We start from the raw sequence: 21,744 nt of genomic DNA on the forward strand, positions 1-21,744 counted from the left end.
TGTTCTTCCAGCTCCTTTCTCTATATAACATTTTTCGCAACAATTTTTATATGTTCCGGCGCGATAATCTCCGTTATACTTTCTTGGAAATCTTCCCGCAACAATTCTTCAATATGTTCTAACTGCACTTCAACATGTGTGCATTCTAAATCATGTATATTTAATAATGCATAATGATCTTTTTTCTTAATTACTAAATATTGATTTTCCTCTGTTACAATTACCGATCCTAATCGTACTCCTAATAGGCGTTGATCATCAAACTTCATAATGCCTTCTCCTTCCCTCACATAAATGCAATTATCATTTGAATAATTATATTTATGGAAATGCATCTCATGTAGACTATACCATAATCTACTAAAATATAAATATTATTTTTTCTTTTAATAAAAATCCCTATTCTTTTATATATTTCAATACAAAAAACTTTCTCAACATAAAATTAGAATTTTCAGTTTTTATTCTTATGAAAATCTATTATAATAAAGTTAATAAATGTTTGACCTCTCCTAATTCATGTACATATGGATGATCAGTAGTTGTTGCTACTGATCTATTTTTTTGATTTCAGAAAGTAAATACACTGCATCTCTTCCTACACCACAAATAAGTGCAGAACCTCTTTGAGATTGCCACGGCAAACCGATATAATATAATCCACTTACTGAACTAATTCCCTTTATATGATTAGGAAATCCATTCTTATTTACTGCCTTTTCTATTTCAATCCAGTTATACTCTGAAACAAAACCAGTTGACCATATAATGCTTTCTGCACTATACGTACCACCATTTTGAAACATAATATTATTTTCTGATGCACTAACCACTTTTTCCTCTAGTTTAATTGCTCCATTACGAATAAGTTCTTTGCCTTCAAAACCAAAAATAGGATCCTTTCTCTTCTGAAACCATTTTCCCCTCTTAGTATTTACTTCGGCGTACAATAAACCCAATTTTTCTAACCAATAAAAAATGCTTTTTCTAAAAAGACGTAACGGTAAAAATGTTAAAGGATGACTGATAGATATTGTAACTTCATGAGTTTTTGCAAGTTCTACTGCAATTTGCATTCCTGAATTCCCGCCACCTACTACTAGTACATTCCCCTTAGGAATTTGTGATGGTGATTTATATTGTGATGAATGTATTTGAAAAACATGCGATGAAAGATGTTGTGAAAATGAGGGGCTGTATGGTTGCTGAAAACCACCTGTTGCGATAACAACCTTTTTTGCTTGTAAAATTTCTGTAGGAGTATGTAATTTGAATATCTCTTTTTCTTTCTTTATTTTTAAAACTTCGGTTTGCAATTGGACCGGTAATGTAAAGTACCTTGCATATTCTCCTAAATAAGTTGCCATTTCATCTTTATGTGGAAATCCATTTCCTTCTCCTTTTACTATCATACCTGGTAAACTACTATATTCCCTCGGTGTGAAGAGTTGCAAAGAATCATATCTGTTTCTCCATGAATCCCCAATTCGGTTTCCTGCCTCAAGTAATAAAAAATTATAACCTTCTTGCTTCAAGTAATATCCCATTGTTAATCCAGCTTGACCAGCTCCAATAATAATTACATCTAGCATCTTTTTCCTCCTTCTCATAACGTATGAATACATGCTCATTCGTTCATATGTTTTATCATACGATTTATTTTTCAATAATTCAATCTGTTTAACAAAATGAAAAAGAGCAGTTCACTACTTTATGAACTACTCTTCATTCCATTCATTCAACACGTAATTACACTACTCAATTTAGGGAAACTTGTATATAAATCCCTTCCATTTCTACAATTTTTCCTCATAAAATATAATTCTATTTGAAAACGGATCATTCACAGTTAATTCCATTGTATCCCACGGCGTGCTCTCTATATCAGGTTTTGAAAAAGCATAATCCTTACTTGATAAAATAGCATAATAACTTTTTAACCCCTCTATTTTCACGCGAATCGCACCGCCTGGCGAAGCATCCCCATGGTGTTCTGATAAATGTATTTCAGCACCATGTAACGAAATTTGCATATATAATGGCATATGTTCCTCATACCTATGTTCCCAATCCATTTTAAACCCTAAAAAATCTATGTAAAATAACTTTGCTTTTTCAACATCAAAAATTCTAAATATGGGTGTAATCATTTATTATCTCCTCCTATTTATAAACATCTGCCGCCAATTCTCTCAAAACATCCACATTTACTACTTCAAAGCAACCATTGTTCCTTTTTATAATCTCTTTATCACAAAAAATATTCAATGTACGTAATAGATGTCGATAACTCGTTCCTAACAATTCAGCTGTTTCCGTTAAATTCCCACTAAATACAATTCTATTTCCGTGCTGCACCGCTCGTTCCCCTGCTGCTAACATGTAACTCGCAAGTCTATTTTCCAGTGGATATAGTAAATTAATGGTACTATTTTTTGAAAGTCGATTTAATTTATGTGCCAACGATCCGCAAATACATCGTAAAAATTTTGCATCATGAAATAATTGATTTCTCACTTTTCCTAAAGGTAAACCAACACAATATGAATCTGCCATTACTTGTACGTTTGATGTGATCCTTTGGGAATGAATTAACTCCACATCTCCAAGTAACTGCAAACTATCATAAAAACATAATAATACAGATTTTCCGTTACTTAATGTATTAAACGCTTTCGCTTTTCCTTCAACGAAGAAAAATAAATAATCTATCTCTTCATTTTCTCTACAAATAAACTCATTCTTTTTAAAAAATATGAGTTCCATATACGGTTTCATATCATTACTAAAAAAGGAGTCAATATTATTTTGTTTCATATACGCTGCTAATTTAATAGAATTACATATTTTCTTCATAGTTCCCCCGCCTTTACAACTACTCCCCATTGTAATTAAAATTTTCTTCTTCCACTATGACATATGTCATAGTAATACACAATTTCAGCATGATACAGTCATTACAAATATGAAAATTAAAGGGGATATTACATTGTATAACTTTCTTTCTGTCTTTATTGGTGTGCTCATCGCCGTTATGCTTCCATTGAATGGGATTTTATCTGAGTTAATTGGCAAGTATACGGCGAGCGTTGTTATTCACCTTGTCGGTTTAATTGCAGTTATCTTCATTTTAATCATAAACAAAAATAAAATTCATTTTGATAAAAGTATTCCACTTTTTTTATATAGCGCTGGAGCGATTGGGGTATTCACTGTTCTTTTTAACAATATAAGTTTCTCCGTCCTTGGTGCCTCTATTACGATCGCATTAAGTTTACTCGGTCAATCTATCGCTTCCATCATTATTGACCATTTCGGCTTATTAGGAATGAAAGTTGCAAAGTTTGAAAAGAAAAAACTAATTGGATTATGTTTCATCTCTTCCGGCATTATAATCATGACAATTTATTAATGGGGGCAGAAAAATGTTATATATTACTATCGCTATTTTAGCTGGTGTTTCTATCGTTGTTGCTAGAATTATTAACGCGAATTTAGCAGCGAAAATTGGTAATTGGGAAGGCACATTTTTTAATTATATTACTGGATTATTTTTCTCTATGGTATTTTTAATTTTCAGCTCAGATTCAATGTACATTCCTGTACATACGTTGCAGTCTATTCCTATCGCTGTTTACTTAGGCGGATTAGTAGGCGTTATCGTCATCTCGTTATCGAACTATATTACGCCTAAAATCTCAGCATTTTATTTAACGTTACTCATCTTTATCGGACAATTATTTGCGGGGACTATCATTGATTTCATCTTGTCACACGAACTCTCAATGGGCAAAGTTATTGGTGGCATTCTCGTACTAATTGGGCTCACTTACAATTTACTCGTGGATCGTCCGATAAAAACTGTGAAGCATAACCAAGTTCAACTATAATACTTTATGCTTCCCTATCATATATTAATAGAAAAGTTCTTCATACGAAGTGATAGAGAGGAGAATATGCTATTAAAAAAATCATTTTATTGCTTGGTAGCACATTGATTATTTGTGGAATCATATGGTTCGTAAACTCTGGAAAATCTATTCAAGATCTCTATACAGCAAATAAACCAAAGAAGAAAGCTACTATCATTTCAAGCTCGCGAGATCCAAATGAGCCCCCTGTCTTTTTAGGAAAACAGGAAATAAAAGATATACATGTCGAGTCAATTAAAACAAAAAAGGATATCTTTCTCACAAAAACAGATGAATTAAAAACATTCATTAACAGTATGGATTCAGCAAAGAAAGGAAAATTAACATTAGATGAAGAAGGATCAGATTTAATAGATTGTGATATGTGGATTACTTTCGAAGATGGAACTTATAAAAAATATTTCATATGGGTAGTTGACCATCACAATAACGAAGTAATGATCGCTCAGCAAGATACTCCTGATGATGTAAGCCTTACGTACTATCAATTAAATGAAGGCGATTCAAAAAAAGTATATAACTTATTTAAAAAAATTATATAAAAAAGAAAGTCATGGGCACATTAGCTCATGACTTTCTCTTTTATATATATTCAGGGAACACTTTACAGCTCTTTTCCTGCTCTATATCATGTCCAAAGAAAATAATTGGGTTCTCTTTTATCGCAACTTCTTTTAAACGTTTAATTGAAGATAAGGCTAATTCCGAATCCACCCCCGCGAACGGCACTTCATCTTCAAAATTTTCTTTCGTATACGATGCATCGATTGTTAATAACACTGGGCCAGAGTTCTCTGTCCCAATGAATAGTGATTGATGCCCTGGAGTATGGCCTGGTGTATGCAATAATTGAACTCCTGGTACGACTTCATAATCGCCTTCAATGATTTTGTAGTTTAAATTCGGCAATATACATTCTTTCATATATTCTTCGCTATGCTGCGCCGCCTCATATTCAGCACGCTGCACAATAATCGGTGTATTTGTAAAAGCACCATTTCCTCCTGCATGATCAAAATGCAAGTGAGAACTAATAATATAAAGAAGGTCTTCCGGCTCATAACCAACGCGTTTTAAAATATTCACGATTCTATCTTCTTCAGTCATTTTCGGTAAAATCTGCCCTTCAACAAATGTACCATCAAATAAATTTTCATTATTAACCGCACTTTCTGGCATACCTGTATCTACTAAAATAAGCCCCTCTTCCGTCTCCAAAAGATAACACCATACAGGTAAGTTCAATAAGTTCCCCGGCGTGAGCCTACTATTAACTGAAGAATGATCTAACATACAACGACCTGCTGGGACGAAATAAAGCTTCTTTACTGTCATTATGTATCCACCTTTACATTTAGTTTTGAATAAAACAATACAGTAAAGAATTCCTCTCGCTAGAAATAAACTCCTTCTCACTTTTCATTGTTTCAGCTATTATTTTTGAGTCATTCACAAATTCTCCTTACACTATTAATTACTATTCGTTATTTTTCTAAGAATCCAGTGTAATAAATCAACTGTTTGTATTTTGTAATACGAAAAGGATACACACTTAAACGAATGTTACATATAAAAGAACCGACTACCTATATGTTGAAAAAAGTAGTCGGTTCTTTTATATTTATTATTGCTCTTTTATGTGCGACGAGCTGCGATTATAAAAGGTAATATGCTATTGGTTTTTCACTGTAATATTTCCGTTATGTGTGTTTAATTTAATTATATTTTCTCCCTTTCCAATAACCGTATTCCCGTTATATTTATTCAGGATATTCGCGCTGCCGTTGTCGACAGAAACATTAAATTGAACATTAGTTGGTTCTTTTTCGGTTTCAATATTAATTTTTCCATTGTGAGTCGTAAAATTGAGATTTCGATCCAGTTCATTCGTTTTCAGAGTAAGACTTCCATTTTTAGTTTGCCCCTCTATTTCACCTTCAACATGGTCTAGCATTATTCGTCCGTTGTTCGATTTCACATGAATATTTTGTGCCAATATATCTTGGAAATCCATAATTCCATTGTTTGTTTCTGCGATAATTTTTGGCGAATTGATTTCTCTTAATTCAACACGTCCATTGCTTGTATTGATATTAAAATGGGTTGCGTTTAGTTTTTTAGCAGCAACGTAGCCATTATTATTGGAAACTTTTAATGAATCATACTGTTTTTCGGGTAAATACACATTTAATGTTAATGGCGCCAATACTTCAGAAATATTAAAGTTGAACCAGCTCGGTTGCTTTTCCTTGTAAGAAATGAGCAGCGTTGAATCTTTCTCATCCGTTGCTAATGTTCTTTTTACGTTAGGATTAATCTCGCCATCTAATTTCACTTTCACGTTACTATCTGTCGTAGGATTGATGTTAACACGAACGTTATTCGTATCGATAATGATGCTTGACACATTATTATTGTTAATGACCTTTTCTTCTGAAATTGGTACTGCAGCAATTGAACGATAAGTGAATAAACTTCCGATAATACCAATAATAAAAATAATACCTGCAATGATTGAAAGACTCTTTTTATTTATCATGCTTCAAACCACCTTTTACTAATGCTATATTGAACTTTAAATAACGAACAAATCCATTCTTTGCTAGCTTCGTTAAAAATAACATAGCAATAACAATGAAATATCCAAGTCCACAAAGTGCTAAAGAAACGAAAAGATTAAATAACAAGAATGTATTTGGATGTATAATAGTATCAACTAAAACAAGTAATGGTGTGCCTAAAAATGAGATACCTAGAACCCATCCTGAAAAAATCAATGCCGCTAATGTAATTGCAGGTCCAAGCACGATTAACAAATTGAAAAAGCCTAATCCAATTACTGCCCAAATTGCCCGGAAAACATTTCCTGTTGTCGCACTTGTTGTTACTTTCTCAATATGATAATCTGCTAATAATTCTTTGGCGATTTGAGATGGAGAACCTAATGAGGCTGCAATTTCTTCTTCGCTTTTCCCTTCCTCTAATCCAAAAGTAAAATGTTCTTCATAATCTTTTAAAATATCTTCACGCTCTTTATCAGATAACCTTTTTAGAGATACATTTAATTGTTGTAAAAATTTATCTTTCGTCATTACGTACACCTTCTTTAATTAATTGATTGACACCTTGTGAGAACTCATTCCATTCCTCCAAAAGTTGGTACAAATACGTTCTACCTTTATCCGTCAGTGTATAATACTTTCTTGAAGGCCCTTCTGAAGACTCCTGTAAATAAGTTGTAAAGTATTCTTCTTTAGTTAATCTACGAAGTAACGGATAAACAGACCCTTCTGATATTTCAATTTGATTGGAAATACTTCGCACTAAATCATACCCATAACGGTCTTGCTTCTCAAGTAAGACAAGAACACAAAGTTCTAAAACTCCTTTTTTAAATTGTACATTCAATATTCATTCACCCTATTCTAATTGACATCCACTACTGTTTATTGTTCAGTACTGTTTTATAATAAGTAACTACAAGTATAATATAACAGTTAGTATTGTTCAATGCAAGGTACACTGGAAAAATAAGTATACCTTTCATCCGACGCTTATAAAATCAAAACGGTGGATGGTCCTCTCCAGTTGCAAAGTTCAAAATAAAGCTGAAACAGGTCTTTTACAAAATTGAAAGAACTCAACTTTTTTACATAATGACACTTTACCTACTATAATAAAGGAGAATAACTCTTACTTTAATGGAGGGAATACAAATGAAAGCAATTGGTTTACATGAATACTTACCTATTGAAGAAGAAAACAGTTTAATTGATATTGAAGTTGAAAGACCTGTTGCTACAGGAAGAGATATACTCGTTAAAATTAACGCTATTTCCGTTAACCCCGTTGATACAAAAGTTCGCTCTCCGAAAGATAAAAAAGAAGATGTAGCAAAAATACTTGGCTGGGATGCTAGTGGTATAGTCGTACAAACTGGCGAAGGTTGTACATTATTTAAAGAAGGCGACGAAGTGTTTTATGCTGGAAGTATTACGAGACAAGGTACATATAGTGAATATCATTTAGTTGATGAAAGAATCGTTGGTAAAAAACCCAAAACGTTAAGTGATGTAGAATCTGCAGCACTTCCTTTAACAGCTATTACAGCTTGGGAAGGTTTATTTGAACGTTTGGGCATTGATTATAATAAGAAAGATGAGAATACCTTCAAAAACATTTTAATTATTGGCGGAGCTGGCGGTGTTGGCTCGATTGCCATTCAACTTGCAAAATGGGCTGGACTGAATGTAATTACAACTGCATCCCGCAATGAAACGATACACTGGGTTGAAAAATTCGGTGCCGATTATATCATTAACCATCACCAACCTTTACAAGATCAAATATTAGAAGTCGGGATAAAAGATGTTGATTATATTTTCTGCTTAAACAATACAGATCAACATTGGCAAGCAATATGTGACCTCATTAAACCACAAGGAAAAATTTGCTCTATCGTAGAAAATGAACCCCCCCTTGAGATGGGTATTTTAAAAAGTAAAAGTGCTACACTTGTTTGGGAGTTTATGTTCACAAAAGCGATGTATGAAACTGGCGATATGATTACGCAGCACGAACTATTAAATAAAGTAAGCGAACTATTAGATGAAGGTATTTTAAAGACTACTTTAAATGAAACATTCACACCAATTAATGCTGAAAACGTAAAGAAAGTACATGCACTACTTGAAAGCGGAAGTACAATTGGAAAAATCGTTTTAGAGAAATTTTAATAATAAAAAGTCCGATTTCTAAATAAGAAATCGGACTTTTTATTATCTTTATTTACTTGAAATCTCTTGATCATTTTGAACGTCTAACGGAGGTCGTTTTCCTATTCCGAAAGCATAGAAACTAATTGTTACGATAGCTAAGAAAATAATACCTACAACTAATGAAATACGCGTATCATCATTAAACCACATTCCGATTAATACCATTATTAAAAAGGCAATTGTTAAATAGTTTGTAACAGGAGCAAATGGCATTTTGAACGGATGATCTTTCATCTCTGCTCCTTTTGCTTTTCTAAAATTAATTTGACTAATTAAAATGACGAACCATGGTACCATACCAGGAAGTACACTCGCACTATATACATATACGAATAAGTTTTTCGGTGCGATATAACTTAAAACAACACCAACCGCTAAACCGATAATTACGCCAACTGTACCGAATAAAGGTACACCATTTCCAGAAAGTTTCGTGAAATATTTCGGTGCTTGTCCATTTACACCTAACGTATAAAGCATACGACCCGCACTATAAATACCACTATTACAACCAGACATTGCCGCTGTAATAACAACGAAGTTAATCAGTCCAGCTGCTGCCGTAATACCAACTTTCGCAAAAGTTGCTACAAACGGACTACCAATTGTACTTAATTGATCCCACGGGTACACAGTTACAATAACGAAAATCGCACCGATGTAGAAAATTAAAATACGCCAAATTGTACTTTGAATCGCTCTTGTAAGTGTCTTCTTCGGATCCTTCGCTTCACCAGCAGTAATCCCGATTAATTCCACACCTTGATATGCTCCAACTACAAGTGATAACGCAAAGAAGAATCCTGAAAAACCACCTGTAAAGAAACCGCCATTTGACCAAAGATTCGATATTCCAATCGCTTCTCCGCCGTTACCAATTCCAAAGAAAATAAGTCCAAATCCCGCAATAATCATTAATAGAATCGTAACGATTTTAATCATCGCAAACCAAAATTCAAATTCACCAAATGACTTAACAGAAATTAAGTTAGCTGCACCAAGAATAACCATTGCGATTACGCCTGGTATCCAAGCTGGTAATTCCGGGAACCAATATTTCATATATGCTCCAACCGCAATAATTTCTGACATCCCAACGATAACCCACTGGAACCAGTTACTCCACGCTGTCATATAGCCAGCTAGCGGATGAATATACTTATGACCGAACGTCGCAAATGAACCTGTACTCGGCTCCATATACAACATTTCACCCATCGCACGCATAATGAAGAAAATAAAAATACCTGCAATTGCATACGCAAGCATTACTGACGGACCTGTCCATTTAATTGTGCTGGCTGACCCCATAAACAAGCCAACACCAATCGTTCCGCCTAAAGCGATCATTTGAATATGACGTGCTTCTAAGCCCCTTTTCAATTCCTTGTTTGCCACTTCACTTCCCCCTCTTAGATGATTCATAACCGCATTTTAAAACAAGATGCTTTCCCCTAATTCCTTTCGGCCCTGAAAATGATGAAGCAAACGTCATTTTACACTAGCTTTAAAGCTATCCTAAAATCGTTTTTTGCCTCTTACAAAATTCCCAAAACCTTTCATCTTCCAATATTCTATAAATCTTAAAATTACTTACCTTATATTAATTCATTTATCTGAAAAGTTCAATTATTTTTTCGATAAATCATTATACATAGTCTGATTAATTTTTAACTAAATTAACAATAAAATACATCTATTCAATATGATTCCGGCATGAATATTATTACAATATAAATAACCGAGGAACGTATATCTTCCTCGGTTTCATACTGTATATACTTCACTAATTTAGTTTGTACTGTAATTGATTACACATGCGACTAACATATCACGTAGAAATTTAATATATTAGTAGAACTACAAAGTCACTAGCCTCTACACCTCTTAATTATCAAAGCTAAAAATTATTTTTCCATCTCCTACTTTAGGAAAAATATAACTACACTTAAAACAATCAACAATACCTTTAATTTTTGTTCGTATATCCACTAATCATTTTCATAAAATATAAAAGAGTCTCATTAAAAAATGAGACTCTTTACCATTTCATATTTAAATCATTTTTGAAGTTTCTTTACCTAAAATAAACACTTTAGTAAACACCATCATAATAACTACAATAGCCAGAAAATAAAGTGGCATCACCATCAACGAGCCCGTATGGAGTTGACTCATTCCCCAAACTGTCATCGTTACAATTACATAATAGCCTAAGCTAAACAATGCTCCTGCTGTACCAATAACATCTTGAAAATCTACTAATGCTAAACTTAAACAGTTAGGCAACGCTACTCCAATTCCTAATAGCAATATAAACATCGCTAGTAAAAATCCAATCATATATATTACATTCGGATTTGATCCAACAAACGTAATAACAGATAAAAGGATAGCTCCTCCTGTCATTACGAGACAACCGATATATATAATCTTCTCTGGTTTATACGTGGCAAGCAATCGTTTCGAAACTTTCGCTCCAATAATAGAAGCGGAAGCAACAACAATTCCTAGAAGTCCATACATACTAGGCGATAACTGAAAGTATTCAATAAAGATAAACGGCGCTTCTGCATAATAGCTAAATAAAACACCATTCGCTCCTCCAATTAATAACCCATATGTTACTACTTTCGGATTTGTAATTAACCTCTTCAAGACTAAGAATACATTTATTTTATTCGTTACTGAGTCCGTCTTTGTTTCCGGAAGAGAAACAAACGTATACAGAAAAATCCCGATACTCATAACTACTAAACTTAAAAATACGATTTTAAATCCAAACATTTGATCAAGAAAGCCACCAATTAACGGTCCTATCGCTGGTGTAAAAGCAATGACTGCCGAGATTTGAGCAAACATAACATGCCTCTTATGCCCTTCTACACTTTCACGTAAAATCGTTTGTGTCACAACTGAACCAGCACTTGCTCCAAACGCTTGAATAAAACGACTTAGCAATAAAACTTCAATGGAATTTGCAATAAAGCATAAGAAACTCCCAACGCCATATATGACAATTCCAAATAACATTGCCGGGCGACGACCAATTATATCTGACAACCATCCAATAAAAAATACACCTAAAGCAAATCCAGCAAAATACACACTAAGTGTTAACTGTACCTCATTATTACTTACGTGTAACGCCTTTGAAATGTCAGGTAAAGACGGTGTGTAAATCGTTTCACTAATTTGCGGAAATGCCACAAGAATAATCATTAACAAAATTGATGGTACTGAGACTTTTTTCATTTTTCATACCCTCCTATAACTTTGAAAATCTCAGAAATAAAAAGACTTTCCTAAGCTACGGAACAGGAGGGGCCATTATAGAAATTCGATCATAAAACAACAAAGAAAACACCTCAATTACGTATGTTAATACTTATAGGAGGGTAATATTAACATTGATTTTAATATATACTTTTTCAATTATATTACATATTTCGTTTCTTTTTCTAGTGTTTGGCCCTAGAGTATTTGTTAAAAAGATAACTTGATGCTACCATCTTTTTATGGAATAATTAGGAATAGTTCGAATTGATAGTTCTAATTATTAAACGACAGACTAGCATATTCTTAATATCTTAAAGCTTACAAACAGGAGGCCTTTCGTAATGATTGAAATTTTAAGGACAGTAATAAACTTCCTAATCTCTCTATTCTCAGGAGAATTACCAATTGTATATTATGTATGGATTATTACCCTATTCCTAATTCAAATAACCCAATCTACTCTGAACTATAAGCTCTTTAACAAGAAAGATAATTTCAGTACTTATATATCTGAAGGATTACTCGTTTTTATTATTTTATTGTTTGGAGGCATGTTAGTTTCTAAGTTACTTGCTTACATAATAGATGATCCTACTATTAGTATGACAAATGTAACGCATTATTTTATTTCTCTTATCATATTAACTATATTTGTCGTAATAACCTGTATTAAAGACTTTATAGAGACATCTATAAAGAATAAAAATATATCACTTTTTAGCTTTTTAGTAATCTCCTTAATAACAAGTATACTTTCATTCAAGTTTTTATCACATTTAATTGAAGGTTCTTTTTCTCTTTCTAAATCTTTTATAACCACTTTAATCATTCTTGTAACTATATCAATTCCTCTATTAATTTCCTTAGAGGATAAATATGCAGATGAAACAGAAAATGTATAACTTCTCATTTACATAAAAGAAAGAGGGAGCTCCCCTCTTTCTTTTATATCGTCCTATTTCACAAGATTAAATAATCCCTTTTAATATCAATCCTAAAACTGACATTACTATCGCACTAATAATAATCCGCAAAATCCAAGTTGTGTTTGCATTTATTTTTTCTAATTGCTTATTGATTGTTGCTATGTCTTTCTCATTAATAATGGTACGCGTTTCTAAATTTCGAATGTCTCTCATAATTTCTTTTTACTCAGCCTTGAGACTGTCAATTTCAGCATAAACATCTTCCGTATATTCATAACATCTTTTTATCCTAATATGCATACTACCAGAAAACTCTCTTACCCGTGAATACATGCCGTATATCCGCGCGCCAAATTATTTGTACAATCTACTTGAATTACTCACATGTTTCCTTTCTTATATATAAATCAGCGTTAAGATAATATGCAATTAAGATAAATTAAAATTGGAAAAGGAACCCCTTGTTTATTTAACAACAAACAAGGTGCAATCCAACATCCGGGAGCACCTACGATAATTTCTATTGTTTTAATCAACACTTTCACATTTACAACTCAATATAGTCAGTATGATTTTATGAAGAGTCTACTTTTTAGCTGCTTAATGTATACTAATATTAATACGAAACAGCTGTATTGATAAACTCTCTAAAACAATAAATATACTAGCTGAAACGAACCTATATCCCATATTTTTCCCAGTAACATTAATGGTTATTTCTGATAAATTCATTTGTATATCATTGTTTTCAAAAATTTCATCCTTAACCTTTACAATATCTGCTTCACAATCTACTTCTTTAAAAGTTTTCAATAATTTTGTTTCCAATAAACTACAATCAAAGTTCTCATCTTTTATTACGGCAAATTTAACCTTCATATTGATTTCCCCATTTTTAACAAACTATAATCATTAAATCAATATAAATATATATTATTCTATTAAATAATTCAAAATATATGTTTCTTGCAAATCATTACTAAATATCAGTTCTAGGGATTGTAATGCCTTTTATGGATTTTTCATCAAAAATAGAACTTAATCCACGAATAATCACGTGTTTCAAATACAATATCTTTATCTGTTGAACGACCCTATCTCTCCTTAAAAAGTCTTGTTCTTACCCTATTTTTTAACAAGGACTTTAACTCAAGTTGTCTTTTCTTTATAAAAAATAGCCTACCTATTTCCGTAGGCAGACTATATCTTTATTACACCATACAAAAGTATACTCTCTACTCGAACTTTATGTAATGAAACAGATTACAAATAAATTATTATCTTTTCTATATTCTTATCACTGATTTTTTGTTCATAAATTCGTAACACATATATATGAGTTATCATGCTAAAATTAGTTTATTCAAAAGAAGTTATTCTTAATGCATCGATAATTTTTAATACCCTGTTTAAAGCCTCGCCCCCCTGCGAGGCTTTTTCCTATTTAACTAGAATAGTAGCTATCAACCGTTACTATGCTGCTACACATCCTACTTTTAGCTATTCAGCATCAGCACACGTAAAATTCTTTCCTCCATCATTTGATTTACAAATATTATTTATAGATTTTTCGGTTATTCTTTCATTTTCATTAGAAACTCGATCTAAGTCCATTCGAAATACTTGTTCCGGATTCTCTTTTGAATTCCCTTCAATATGAATTGTACGATCGAACATCTCAGCCGTGAAGCTGCTAGATGTATTTATCATTTCTACTCCATTATTTTCACCTACATAGCGTTCAACTACTTTTTCGGCTTCTTTAAGTTGTTGAGATGTAGGATATGGTATAGATTCCGCTAATATGACTACACCTACTAAATATGTAATATACAAACCACCTGCAATCAAGATCACTTTCTTTACTGTTTTATTAATGATGCTCTAACTCCCTTTGCTTCTTTTGCTATTAAAATATATAACTTTCCTAATTTCTATCAATTTCTTTTTAGTACATAACATTTGTTTTACATTTTATAAAAAACACCTCTCTTACTAATTTCCAATTTGATATTAACACGTCATTTATTGTTTTTCAATAAATAATTATTATTAAACGATTTATTTTTGCTGTTTTTTAGTTCTGATTCAATCTAAAAACAACCGACTTATTTAATTCCACTACATGATGCTAGTTTTGTTAATGGTACAACACTTCTTGTTGATGGAGGCTATACTGCACATTAATTTTAAAACTTTAAAGCATATCTCTAAGAAATATATAGTCTTCAACAAAAAAAGCACCGTCACAAGTGACAGTGCTTTTTCTATGTAAGAGCAGCCAGAAGATATCTTCTAGCCTACTCCCATTTATAAGTCCAAAATTGTTCAAGTTGCAGCCATTTTAAAGTTGCTGCATCTTTATTTTTGATTTTTGCATGTGTTTCTTCTAGCATCGCTTCTGTTTGTGAACGGTGCGCACCTAGTGCTGCTAATTTATGTTCAAATACTTCACTAATATTATTTACAACATCCGGTTCACCGAGTACTGCTTCACGATTTTTCGTAATCGCAACTGCATGAATGACTGGACGTTCTTCTTTTTGCATACGTGATACAGCGCGAACGACAGCGCGGCCAAATGCATCATGATCTGGATGTACGCCGTGCTCTGGATAAAATGTAATAATTCGAGATGGATTTACTTCTTGAATGATTGCTTCAATTTTATCTGCAACGAAATCAACATCTTCAAATTCTAACGTTTTATCATGGAAACCAAGCATTCTTAAATCTTGAATTCCCATCGCTTCACATGCATCTTTTAATTCTTTTTCACGGATATTTGGAATCGTTTCACGGTTAGCGAATACATTTTTCCCCATGTTACGTCCCATTTGTCCTAAAGTACCACATGCATACGTTACAGGTACTCCTTGATCTGTTAATAAGCGAATTGTTCCTCCCGCCGCAAATGCTTCATCATCTGGATGCGGAAATACAACAAGTACATGTCTCTCCATAAGTTTCCCTCCTTCTTACTTAAATGGCGTTAAGCTTAACTCAAGTGCAACTGCTAAGCGACCTTGATTATCATGCCCTGCAAGTAATAAACGCTCTTTATCGTCTACTTCCCAGTGCGTAATACCTTCTGCATATACCCAACCATGATCCATTTTCAAACCAACTCGGTATGGATTCGTTCCAGTAATCTTCCCGCGTTCAAAGCGAATAATTGCATTTCGAATGAATGCTCCAACTGTCATCATCTTTTCGTTAAAGTGCGACGCATACGCTCCGTTCGTTGTTTCTAAATGAATATATACATCTTTATTTACAAAACGTTCAATTTCATTTTGAATAAGAGAACTATCTTTTACTATTTCCATCGGAATTCACCTCTTTAAACCATTTTACGCAAAAATAATGTAAATTGCTATCTCTATATTAGAGGACAACGCCCACTTTTCCTAATAATTTGCACTGTGTTTTTTATATTTTTTATATGATATGTAAAAAATATATTTTTTCCTTCACTTTGTTAAATAGTTTTCTTTCTTTTTTGAATTTGCTACAATATATTTTATCCCGTATTCATACAGCGAGATACGTTTCGACAATTGAATACATACTTTAAAGAAGGTGACATGATTGGAACAATCAGCACATGAAGTAGCAAATTGGCAATATTATTTTGCAATTGCCGTATTTTTAGTCACGTACGGCTTTATTATTTCTGAGAAATTGAATCGTGCTGTAATCGCACTATTCGGCGCTGCTATTATGATTATTTTTGGAATTGTAGACTTACATACTGCTTTCACATCACATATTCAATGGGAAACAATCACCCTTTTAATTGGGATGATGATTCTCGTACATATTACGAGCCAATCGGGCGTATTTGAATTTGTGGCCATTAAAGCGGCAAAAGCAGCCGGCGGAAAACCAATCCGCATTTTATTATTACTATCCCTATTAACTGCTGTCGGATCAGCATTTTTGGACAACGTAACAACCGTCTTATTAATCGTGCCTGTTACACTATCCATTACACGTATTTTAAAAGTAAATCCTGTTCCTTATTTGATTTCAGAAGTGCTATTTTCAAATATAGGCGGAACTGCAACATTAATCGGTGACCCACCGAACATTATGATCGGATCAGCAAATAAGCATTTAGATTTTAATGCCTTTTTACTAAACTTAGCTCCAATCGTAATTATTATTTCTATCGTTACACTTGGCATTATTTACTTTATGTATCGCAACAAACTAAAAACAACACCTGAGCAAATTAAAATATTAATGGACTTAAACGAAAAAGATTATATTAAAGATCACAGCCTACTTTTAAAATCCATTTCAATTTTAGGACTAACTATTTTAGGCTTTGTACTTCATTCGATTATTCATGTAGACGCTGCCGTTATTGCGATGACAGGTGCTACACTTCTTATGTTAATCGGCGTGAAAGAACATGATATTGAAGATGTATTCGCCCACGTTGAATGGGTAACCATTTTCTTCTTCGCCGGACTATTCATTCTCGTTGGCGGGTTAATTGATATCGGACTTATTTCTTCACTTGCAAAAGAAGTACTTGACGTAACGAACGGTGATATCGGTTTCGCTGCTATACTTATTTTATGGGTATCAGGCATTGCATCTGCGACAATTGACAATATCCCCTTTGTCGCAACGATGATCCCGCTTATTCAAGATTTAGCTACCGGGCTCGGACTATCTGTAGACTCTCCGCAAATCGAAGTACTATGGTGGGCGTTATCACTTGGAGCTTGCTTAGGAGGAAACGGAACATTAATCGGCGCATCCGCAAACGTAGTGGTAGCTGGTATTGCAAAACGTGAAGGACATGCTTTCTCGTACATGGACTTCTTAAAAATTGGTTTACCGTTAACAATTATTGCGTTATTGTTATCACATGCTTACATATATTTACGTTATTTAATGTAAAAGTTGTATTGTGTGAAATTATATCGACGATTTTTAAAATATATCGATCGTTTCTTCGGATATATCAACGATTTTCTAAGTATATCGACGATTCGACAGAGAATATCGACTTACCGACAAATAACGACAACGAAAAAGGTATGCAGCTCTAAATCGCATACCTTTTTTTCATCACCAAAATATACCAATAATTGCTAATCCACCTAAAATCATACCACCAATTTGTCCGATGATTGCTGGCGATAATTGAACACCTTTCCTCACTTCAACAACTGGTCTTTCATGCCTTAGTTGCTGCACTTCACTTTGAAGTTGATGTACACTTCCGTGTAATTCTTTAATTAATTCCTTTAATTCAGCGACCTCTTCATTTACTGGTTTTGCTTTTTCTAAATTCATTTTGCATAGCTCCTTTTTCTCTAATCGACACATTGTAAAAATTCTCCAACAAGTGCTCTTTTTCCTTTCTTCACAGCCTCATTTCTAAATTATTCATATAATAAGTTTAAGAATTAATTTTAGAAAAAACTTAAATTTGTAACTATACCTATTTATAAATCAGAATTTTCAGTTATAATTAATAGAGTTATTACATTTTATACCAATTAATTAAAAAGGAGGAATTCTAGTTGACTATTCTATCTATCAATAATTTATCCAAAAGTTACAAACATAAAAAAATACTAGATGGAATTAACCTCACAATCAACTCCCCAGGAATCTGGGCTTTAGTAGGTCCTAACGGTGTTGGTAAAACTACTTTTTTAAATGTAGTTACCAACCTTTTGCCCGCTACATCCGGAAATATTGAACTCATGGGAAAATCTAACAAAGATGTTTCTGTGTTTAAAGACGTTTCTTTTTTACAGGACAATTCTGTACTATATGACTATTTAAATGGCTACGACCATCTTACATTCATTTGTGATGTACAAAAAATTTCTAAAGGACGCATGAATGAAGTTGCAAAATATGTAGGAATGGAAAGTTATGTAAAGATGAAAATCAAAGATTATTCCTTAGGGATGAAGCAACATCTTCTCTTAGCGATGGCAATCTTAAACAAACCAAAGCTTATGTTCCTTGATGAACCTCTGAATGGTTTGGATCCAACTAGTGCTATACTGATGAGGAAAATTTTATTACGCTTAGTAGATGAAGGTACAACAATCATTCTTTCTTCTCATAACTTATCAGAAATTGACCGTGTTACAAAGAAGATTCTTTTTTTAAAAGACGGCAAATTAATAGAAGAGGATATGACAAAGTACGAAAAAATTTATTATCACTTCTTATTTTCAGATTTAAAACACGCACAACTCGTTTTATTACAAGAAAACGTACAAGCAGTGTTAACTAAGAAAAGCCTTCGAATCCAATTAGAACACCACACCATCCAAGACCTTATTAATCTATTTCATTCTCATAACATTAATATTATTGATATTCAAAAAGAAGTTATCGGTTCTGAAAATAGATATGAAGAAATATTTAATGTATGTGGTGATAAGACATGAAAATATTTCTATTCGAACTAAAAAAAATGCTCTACTCTAATATTCTCTTTACTTTAATCATTGCTACTATGCTAATCATCTGCGGGTTATTTCTTCATAATGCGCTTAAACAAGAAATAGTCCAAATGAAAAAAATCGAATTATTTTCTAAATATGAAACAGAAGTTTCTAATCAAGTTATAAGAGATCAAGAGGACTTAAAAAAAGGACCTAACGCAAAAATCGAATCTCGATTAGAAATCGGACTTCCGCTATTAAAACATTTAAATCAACTTATACAAGAAGTAAAAGAAAACAAGTGGAAAAATGAATTACAGACTGAAATGAAAGTTTACGACTTAGCTATGCGCTTTGAACAAGTAGAAGGGGTTTTCTCAGCTAGCGAAAAAGATATAAAAAAAGCAATTCAACTAAATGAAAACTTATTACAACAAGGTTTGCCAAAAGAATACCTTGACCTCTCCATTCAACCGTCTCTATTTATGAAAAAAGTAATTTCACTACTACTCAATGCCCCAGGATTTCTTATTTTACTACTCTTACTAGGTACAGTGATTACGAAAGAATTTGAAGACCATACGATTAAGCTAGCCTATACTTTACCTATTTCTCGTAGTCACTATATCTTAATAAAATTTTTCAGTTTACTGGTTGTTAGTCTCCTATGGATTTTACTAGTATTTTCACTATCTTATATATTACCGACAATATTCGGAAAATTTACCGGTAATATTTTTAATTACCCGCTTTTCACAAAAACAGAAACTATTATTAGTTCAGGTACATACTTAAAAACAGCTCTCGCTTACAGTCTATGTTATTCCACTGTAGCTATTTCCTTATTAGTGCTCATTGGATTTTGGATAAGAAATACTCTTGTTACCTATTTAATTCTCACTTTTATTTTGAGCAGTGGTTTCATTTTATCAAAAATCGGCTTTAATCCGTTTCTATCTCCCCTTCTTATCAACAAATAGATCGCGTCATTTTAGATAATAATGGATATTATCCATTAGGTGCAGTGGTGTTAATTGGAAGTACATTTTTGCTCTTACTATGTGCCATATGCATGAATCGAAAGCGGGGTGTGTAATATGAAACAACTCTTCCAATTTGAATTCAAAAAATATTTCAAGAAAAAAACAACATGGATTGCAGTACTAACCTCTATTTTTTTCATTAGCAGCTTATATTTCTTGAATTATTCTGTCGCAGAAGACATCCAACGTGGAAATTTATCATTTGCAAAAAATAGCATTAACATTTCGCAACAAGTTTTAAAAGAACTAGAATTACAAAAAATTGAAGCTGAAAAGAATGACGATGTTGAAAAAATTACAGATTATAAATTAGCTATTCAAGATTCACAGCAATCTATATCAAAGAGGAACAAATGGATCGAGAACTATGCTCAAGGTAATTGGCAAGACATATATGAAGAGAATATAAATCATTTACAATTTATGTTTAAGAGCTCAAAAGGCACTAACACATTCAATTACGCAATTGAGAAACAATATATTTCCTTATTTACAGCACGGGCAACGTTGGAAGAATTATTATTACTGAAAAAAAATAAAGCTGAACCATTCATTCAAAATACCATTTATCCCCCCTTCCTATTTACAATTTACGATCAATTTACAGGGAGCGCCTTAGAATATTGGGAAAAGGATACTATGCGTTATGGCACAACTGGATCTTTATTTTTATATCAAATAATCCAGTACTACTATATACCATTACTTATTTTATTGGGATGCTTTATTTTTGGAAATAATATTTCTTCTGAAATGAATAATAAGAAGCGTGGTTTGCACTTTTACTATACTTTGCCTATTAAACGAAAATCATTATTTATAACAAAGTATTTTAGTGGATTCCTTTCTACACTTGTTTTCGTTTTACTAATGCTACTCATTCCTTTGTTATGTAGCTATTTCACGAAAGGAATCGGAAATTTTGATTATCCAGTTCTTGTGTATGAAGGATCAGAGCCTAATCCATTTGGCAGTGAGTATAATAGTTTAAATCCCATTAAAGATCAATTTCACTTTATCACTTTGAAAAATTACTTCGGACAAGTATTATTACTAACTGCTGTACTCACATTTTTTCTATATTCTTTTTACTACATATCATCACTTTTACTAAAAAGCTTAAGTATTACAACGTCTTTTGTAGGTATTATAGCTTTTATTGGAATGAAGAGTTTCTCTTCTCCTTACAATCCATTTACTTACGTGAATATTCACAGTGTTCTAACTGGCGAAACAGCGACTTTAGTTTTTAATCCTTCTATTAATCTTTCAACTGGGGTAATGTTAACATTGGCTTTAGGCTGCACCCTTTTATTCACAGGATACAAACTATTTATAAAAACATATCATTAGTA

Annotated in this window: 25 protein-coding genes; 9 read left to right on the forward strand and 16 right to left on the reverse strand. The window is 32.7% G+C overall.

Annotated elements, in window-relative coordinates; genetic code table 11:
- Window positions 1-20 precede the first annotated feature (20 nt).
- The 4 genes from QCI41_RS07410 to QCI41_RS07425 form a co-directional block, all read right to left on the reverse strand.
- Complete coding sequence (locus tag QCI41_RS07410; RefSeq protein ID WP_060487813.1) at window positions 21-269, reverse strand: hypothetical protein; 249 nt, start codon at window positions 267-269, stop codon at window positions 21-23.
- 279 nt (window positions 270-548) lie between these two features.
- On the reverse strand, window positions 549-1,592 hold the full coding sequence (locus QCI41_RS07415; RefSeq protein WP_353837773.1) for a flavin-containing monooxygenase: 1,044 nt from the start codon (window positions 1,590-1,592) through the stop codon (window positions 549-551).
- A 204-nt stretch (window positions 1,593-1,796) separates the two neighbouring features.
- A complete protein-coding gene (locus tag QCI41_RS07420; RefSeq protein ID WP_353837772.1) occupies window positions 1,797-2,150 on the reverse strand; it encodes a glyoxalase superfamily protein in 354 nt (117 codons plus the stop codon).
- A 13-nt stretch (window positions 2,151-2,163) separates the two neighbouring features.
- Window positions 2,164-2,856, reverse strand: coding sequence for a cyclic nucleotide-binding domain-containing protein (locus QCI41_RS07425; protein ID WP_353837771.1), 693 nt, complete (start codon window positions 2,854-2,856; stop codon window positions 2,164-2,166).
- A 109-nt stretch (window positions 2,857-2,965) separates the two neighbouring features.
- Between QCI41_RS07425 and QCI41_RS07430 the strand changes: the two genes are divergently transcribed.
- The 3 genes from QCI41_RS07430 (at window position 2,966) to QCI41_RS07440 (ending at window position 4,474) form a co-directional block, all read left to right on the forward strand.
- A complete protein-coding gene (locus QCI41_RS07430; RefSeq protein ID WP_353837770.1) occupies window positions 2,966-3,412 on the forward strand; it encodes a DMT family transporter in 447 nt (148 codons plus the stop codon).
- Between the two features lie 13 nt (window positions 3,413-3,425).
- On the forward strand, window positions 3,426-3,890 hold the full coding sequence (locus QCI41_RS07435) for a DMT family transporter (protein ID WP_353837769.1): 465 nt from the start codon (window positions 3,426-3,428) through the stop codon (window positions 3,888-3,890).
- Window positions 3,891-3,979: 89 nt separating this feature from the next.
- Window positions 3,980-4,474, forward strand: a complete 495-nt coding sequence (locus QCI41_RS07440) for a hypothetical protein (protein WP_353837768.1) — start codon at window positions 3,980-3,982, stop codon at window positions 4,472-4,474.
- A gap of 40 nt (window positions 4,475-4,514) precedes the next feature.
- Here QCI41_RS07440 and aiiA read toward each other — a convergent pair whose 3' ends face one another.
- The 4 genes from aiiA to QCI41_RS07460 all read right to left on the reverse strand — a co-directional run bounded on the left by aiiA (window position 4,515) and on the right by QCI41_RS07460 (window position 7,340).
- Window positions 4,515-5,267, reverse strand: coding sequence for a quorum-quenching N-acyl homoserine lactonase AiiA (gene aiiA, locus QCI41_RS07445; protein WP_353837766.1), 753 nt, complete (start codon window positions 5,265-5,267; stop codon window positions 4,515-4,517).
- A gap of 337 nt (window positions 5,268-5,604) precedes the next feature.
- Window positions 5,605-6,471 (reverse strand): DUF4097 family beta strand repeat-containing protein, encoded by an 867-nt coding sequence (locus QCI41_RS07450; RefSeq protein WP_353837765.1) that lies wholly within the window; start codon window positions 6,469-6,471, stop codon window positions 5,605-5,607.
- Entirely contained in the window at window positions 6,461-7,024 is a 564-nt protein-coding gene (locus QCI41_RS07455) for an HAAS signaling domain-containing protein (RefSeq protein WP_087981378.1), read from the reverse strand. Before QCI41_RS07455 ends, QCI41_RS07450 begins: the two co-directional genes overlap by 11 nt.
- Complete coding sequence (locus QCI41_RS07460; RefSeq protein WP_048560091.1) at window positions 7,011-7,340, reverse strand: PadR family transcriptional regulator; 330 nt, start codon at window positions 7,338-7,340, stop codon at window positions 7,011-7,013. The genes QCI41_RS07455 and QCI41_RS07460 overlap by 14 nt, the downstream gene beginning before the upstream one ends.
- Window positions 7,341-7,648: 308 nt before the next feature.
- Here QCI41_RS07460 and QCI41_RS07465 point away from each other — a divergent pair, with 308 nt between their 5' ends.
- Window positions 7,649-8,668 carry a zinc-binding alcohol dehydrogenase family protein gene (locus QCI41_RS07465; protein WP_353837764.1) on the forward strand — a complete coding sequence of 340 codons (1,020 nt, stop codon included), beginning with the start codon at window positions 7,649-7,651 and terminating at the stop codon, window positions 8,666-8,668.
- A gap of 48 nt (window positions 8,669-8,716) precedes the next feature.
- Here QCI41_RS07465 and QCI41_RS07470 read toward each other — a convergent pair whose 3' ends face one another.
- Both QCI41_RS07470 and QCI41_RS07475 read right to left on the reverse strand, forming a co-directional pair.
- Complete coding sequence (locus tag QCI41_RS07470) at window positions 8,717-10,108, reverse strand: amino acid permease (RefSeq protein WP_353837763.1); 1,392 nt, start codon at window positions 10,106-10,108, stop codon at window positions 8,717-8,719.
- Between the two features lie 657 nt (window positions 10,109-10,765).
- Entirely contained in the window at window positions 10,766-11,965 is a 1,200-nt protein-coding gene (locus QCI41_RS07475) for a multidrug effflux MFS transporter (protein ID WP_353837762.1), read from the reverse strand.
- A 365-nt stretch (window positions 11,966-12,330) separates the two neighbouring features.
- Between QCI41_RS07475 and QCI41_RS07480 the strand changes: the two genes are divergently transcribed.
- Window positions 12,331-12,891 carry a DUF5823 family protein gene (locus QCI41_RS07480; RefSeq protein WP_353837761.1) on the forward strand — a complete coding sequence of 187 codons (561 nt, stop codon included), beginning with the start codon at window positions 12,331-12,333 and terminating at the stop codon, window positions 12,889-12,891.
- Between the two features lie 66 nt (window positions 12,892-12,957).
- On the opposite strand, the gene QCI41_RS07485 is transcribed toward QCI41_RS07480, so the two are convergent.
- From QCI41_RS07485 to QCI41_RS07505, 5 genes are all read right to left on the reverse strand, one after another.
- Window positions 12,958-13,128 carry a hypothetical protein gene (locus QCI41_RS07485; protein ID WP_353837760.1) on the reverse strand — a complete coding sequence of 57 codons (171 nt, stop codon included), beginning with the start codon at window positions 13,126-13,128 and terminating at the stop codon, window positions 12,958-12,960.
- A 387-nt stretch (window positions 13,129-13,515) separates the two neighbouring features.
- Complete coding sequence (locus QCI41_RS07490; protein WP_353837759.1) at window positions 13,516-13,794, reverse strand: hypothetical protein; 279 nt, start codon at window positions 13,792-13,794, stop codon at window positions 13,516-13,518.
- Window positions 13,795-14,415: 621 nt separating this feature from the next.
- The gene (locus QCI41_RS07495; RefSeq protein ID WP_000608947.1) at window positions 14,416-14,796 is read right to left on the reverse strand and encodes a hypothetical protein; all 381 of its coding nucleotides are present in this window, start codon (window positions 14,794-14,796) and stop codon (window positions 14,416-14,418) included.
- 419 nt (window positions 14,797-15,215) lie between these two features.
- On the reverse strand, window positions 15,216-15,878 hold the full coding sequence (gene bshB2 / locus QCI41_RS07500; protein ID WP_098387652.1) for a bacillithiol biosynthesis deacetylase BshB2: 663 nt from the start codon (window positions 15,876-15,878) through the stop codon (window positions 15,216-15,218).
- Between the two features lie 15 nt (window positions 15,879-15,893).
- Entirely contained in the window at window positions 15,894-16,244 is a 351-nt protein-coding gene (locus QCI41_RS07505; protein ID WP_000407039.1) for a YojF family protein, read from the reverse strand.
- Window positions 16,245-16,506: 262 nt separating this feature from the next.
- Here QCI41_RS07505 and QCI41_RS07510 point away from each other — a divergent pair, with 262 nt between their 5' ends.
- The gene (locus QCI41_RS07510) at window positions 16,507-17,832 is read left to right on the forward strand and encodes an ArsB/NhaD family transporter (protein ID WP_353837757.1); all 1,326 of its coding nucleotides are present in this window, start codon (window positions 16,507-16,509) and stop codon (window positions 17,830-17,832) included.
- Window positions 17,833-18,003: 171 nt separating this feature from the next.
- Here QCI41_RS07510 and QCI41_RS07515 read toward each other — a convergent pair whose 3' ends face one another.
- Window positions 18,004-18,231: a coiled-coil domain-containing protein gene (locus QCI41_RS07515; protein ID WP_001047301.1), complete on the reverse strand. Its 228-nt coding sequence runs from the start codon at window positions 18,229-18,231 to the stop codon at window positions 18,004-18,006.
- A 230-nt stretch (window positions 18,232-18,461) separates the two neighbouring features.
- Between QCI41_RS07515 and QCI41_RS07520 the strand changes: the two genes are divergently transcribed.
- The 3 genes from QCI41_RS07520 (at window position 18,462) to QCI41_RS07530 (ending at window position 21,742) form a co-directional block, all read left to right on the forward strand.
- A complete protein-coding gene (locus QCI41_RS07520) occupies window positions 18,462-19,349 on the forward strand; it encodes an ABC transporter ATP-binding protein (protein ID WP_353837756.1) in 888 nt (295 codons plus the stop codon).
- A gap of 125 nt (window positions 19,350-19,474) precedes the next feature.
- A complete protein-coding gene (locus tag QCI41_RS07525) occupies window positions 19,475-20,326 on the forward strand; it encodes an ABC transporter permease (protein ID WP_353837755.1) in 852 nt (283 codons plus the stop codon).
- 117 nt (window positions 20,327-20,443) lie between these two features.
- Entirely contained in the window at window positions 20,444-21,742 is a 1,299-nt protein-coding gene (locus QCI41_RS07530; RefSeq protein ID WP_353837754.1) for an ABC transporter permease, read from the forward strand.
- The last annotated feature ends 2 nt before the right edge of the window (window positions 21,743-21,744 follow it).

This window comes from Bacillus cereus group sp. MG4 (genome assembly GCF_040460055.1).
In the GTDB taxonomy this organism is placed as follows: domain Bacteria; phylum Bacillota; class Bacilli; order Bacillales; family Bacillaceae_G; genus Bacillus_A; species Bacillus_A wiedmannii.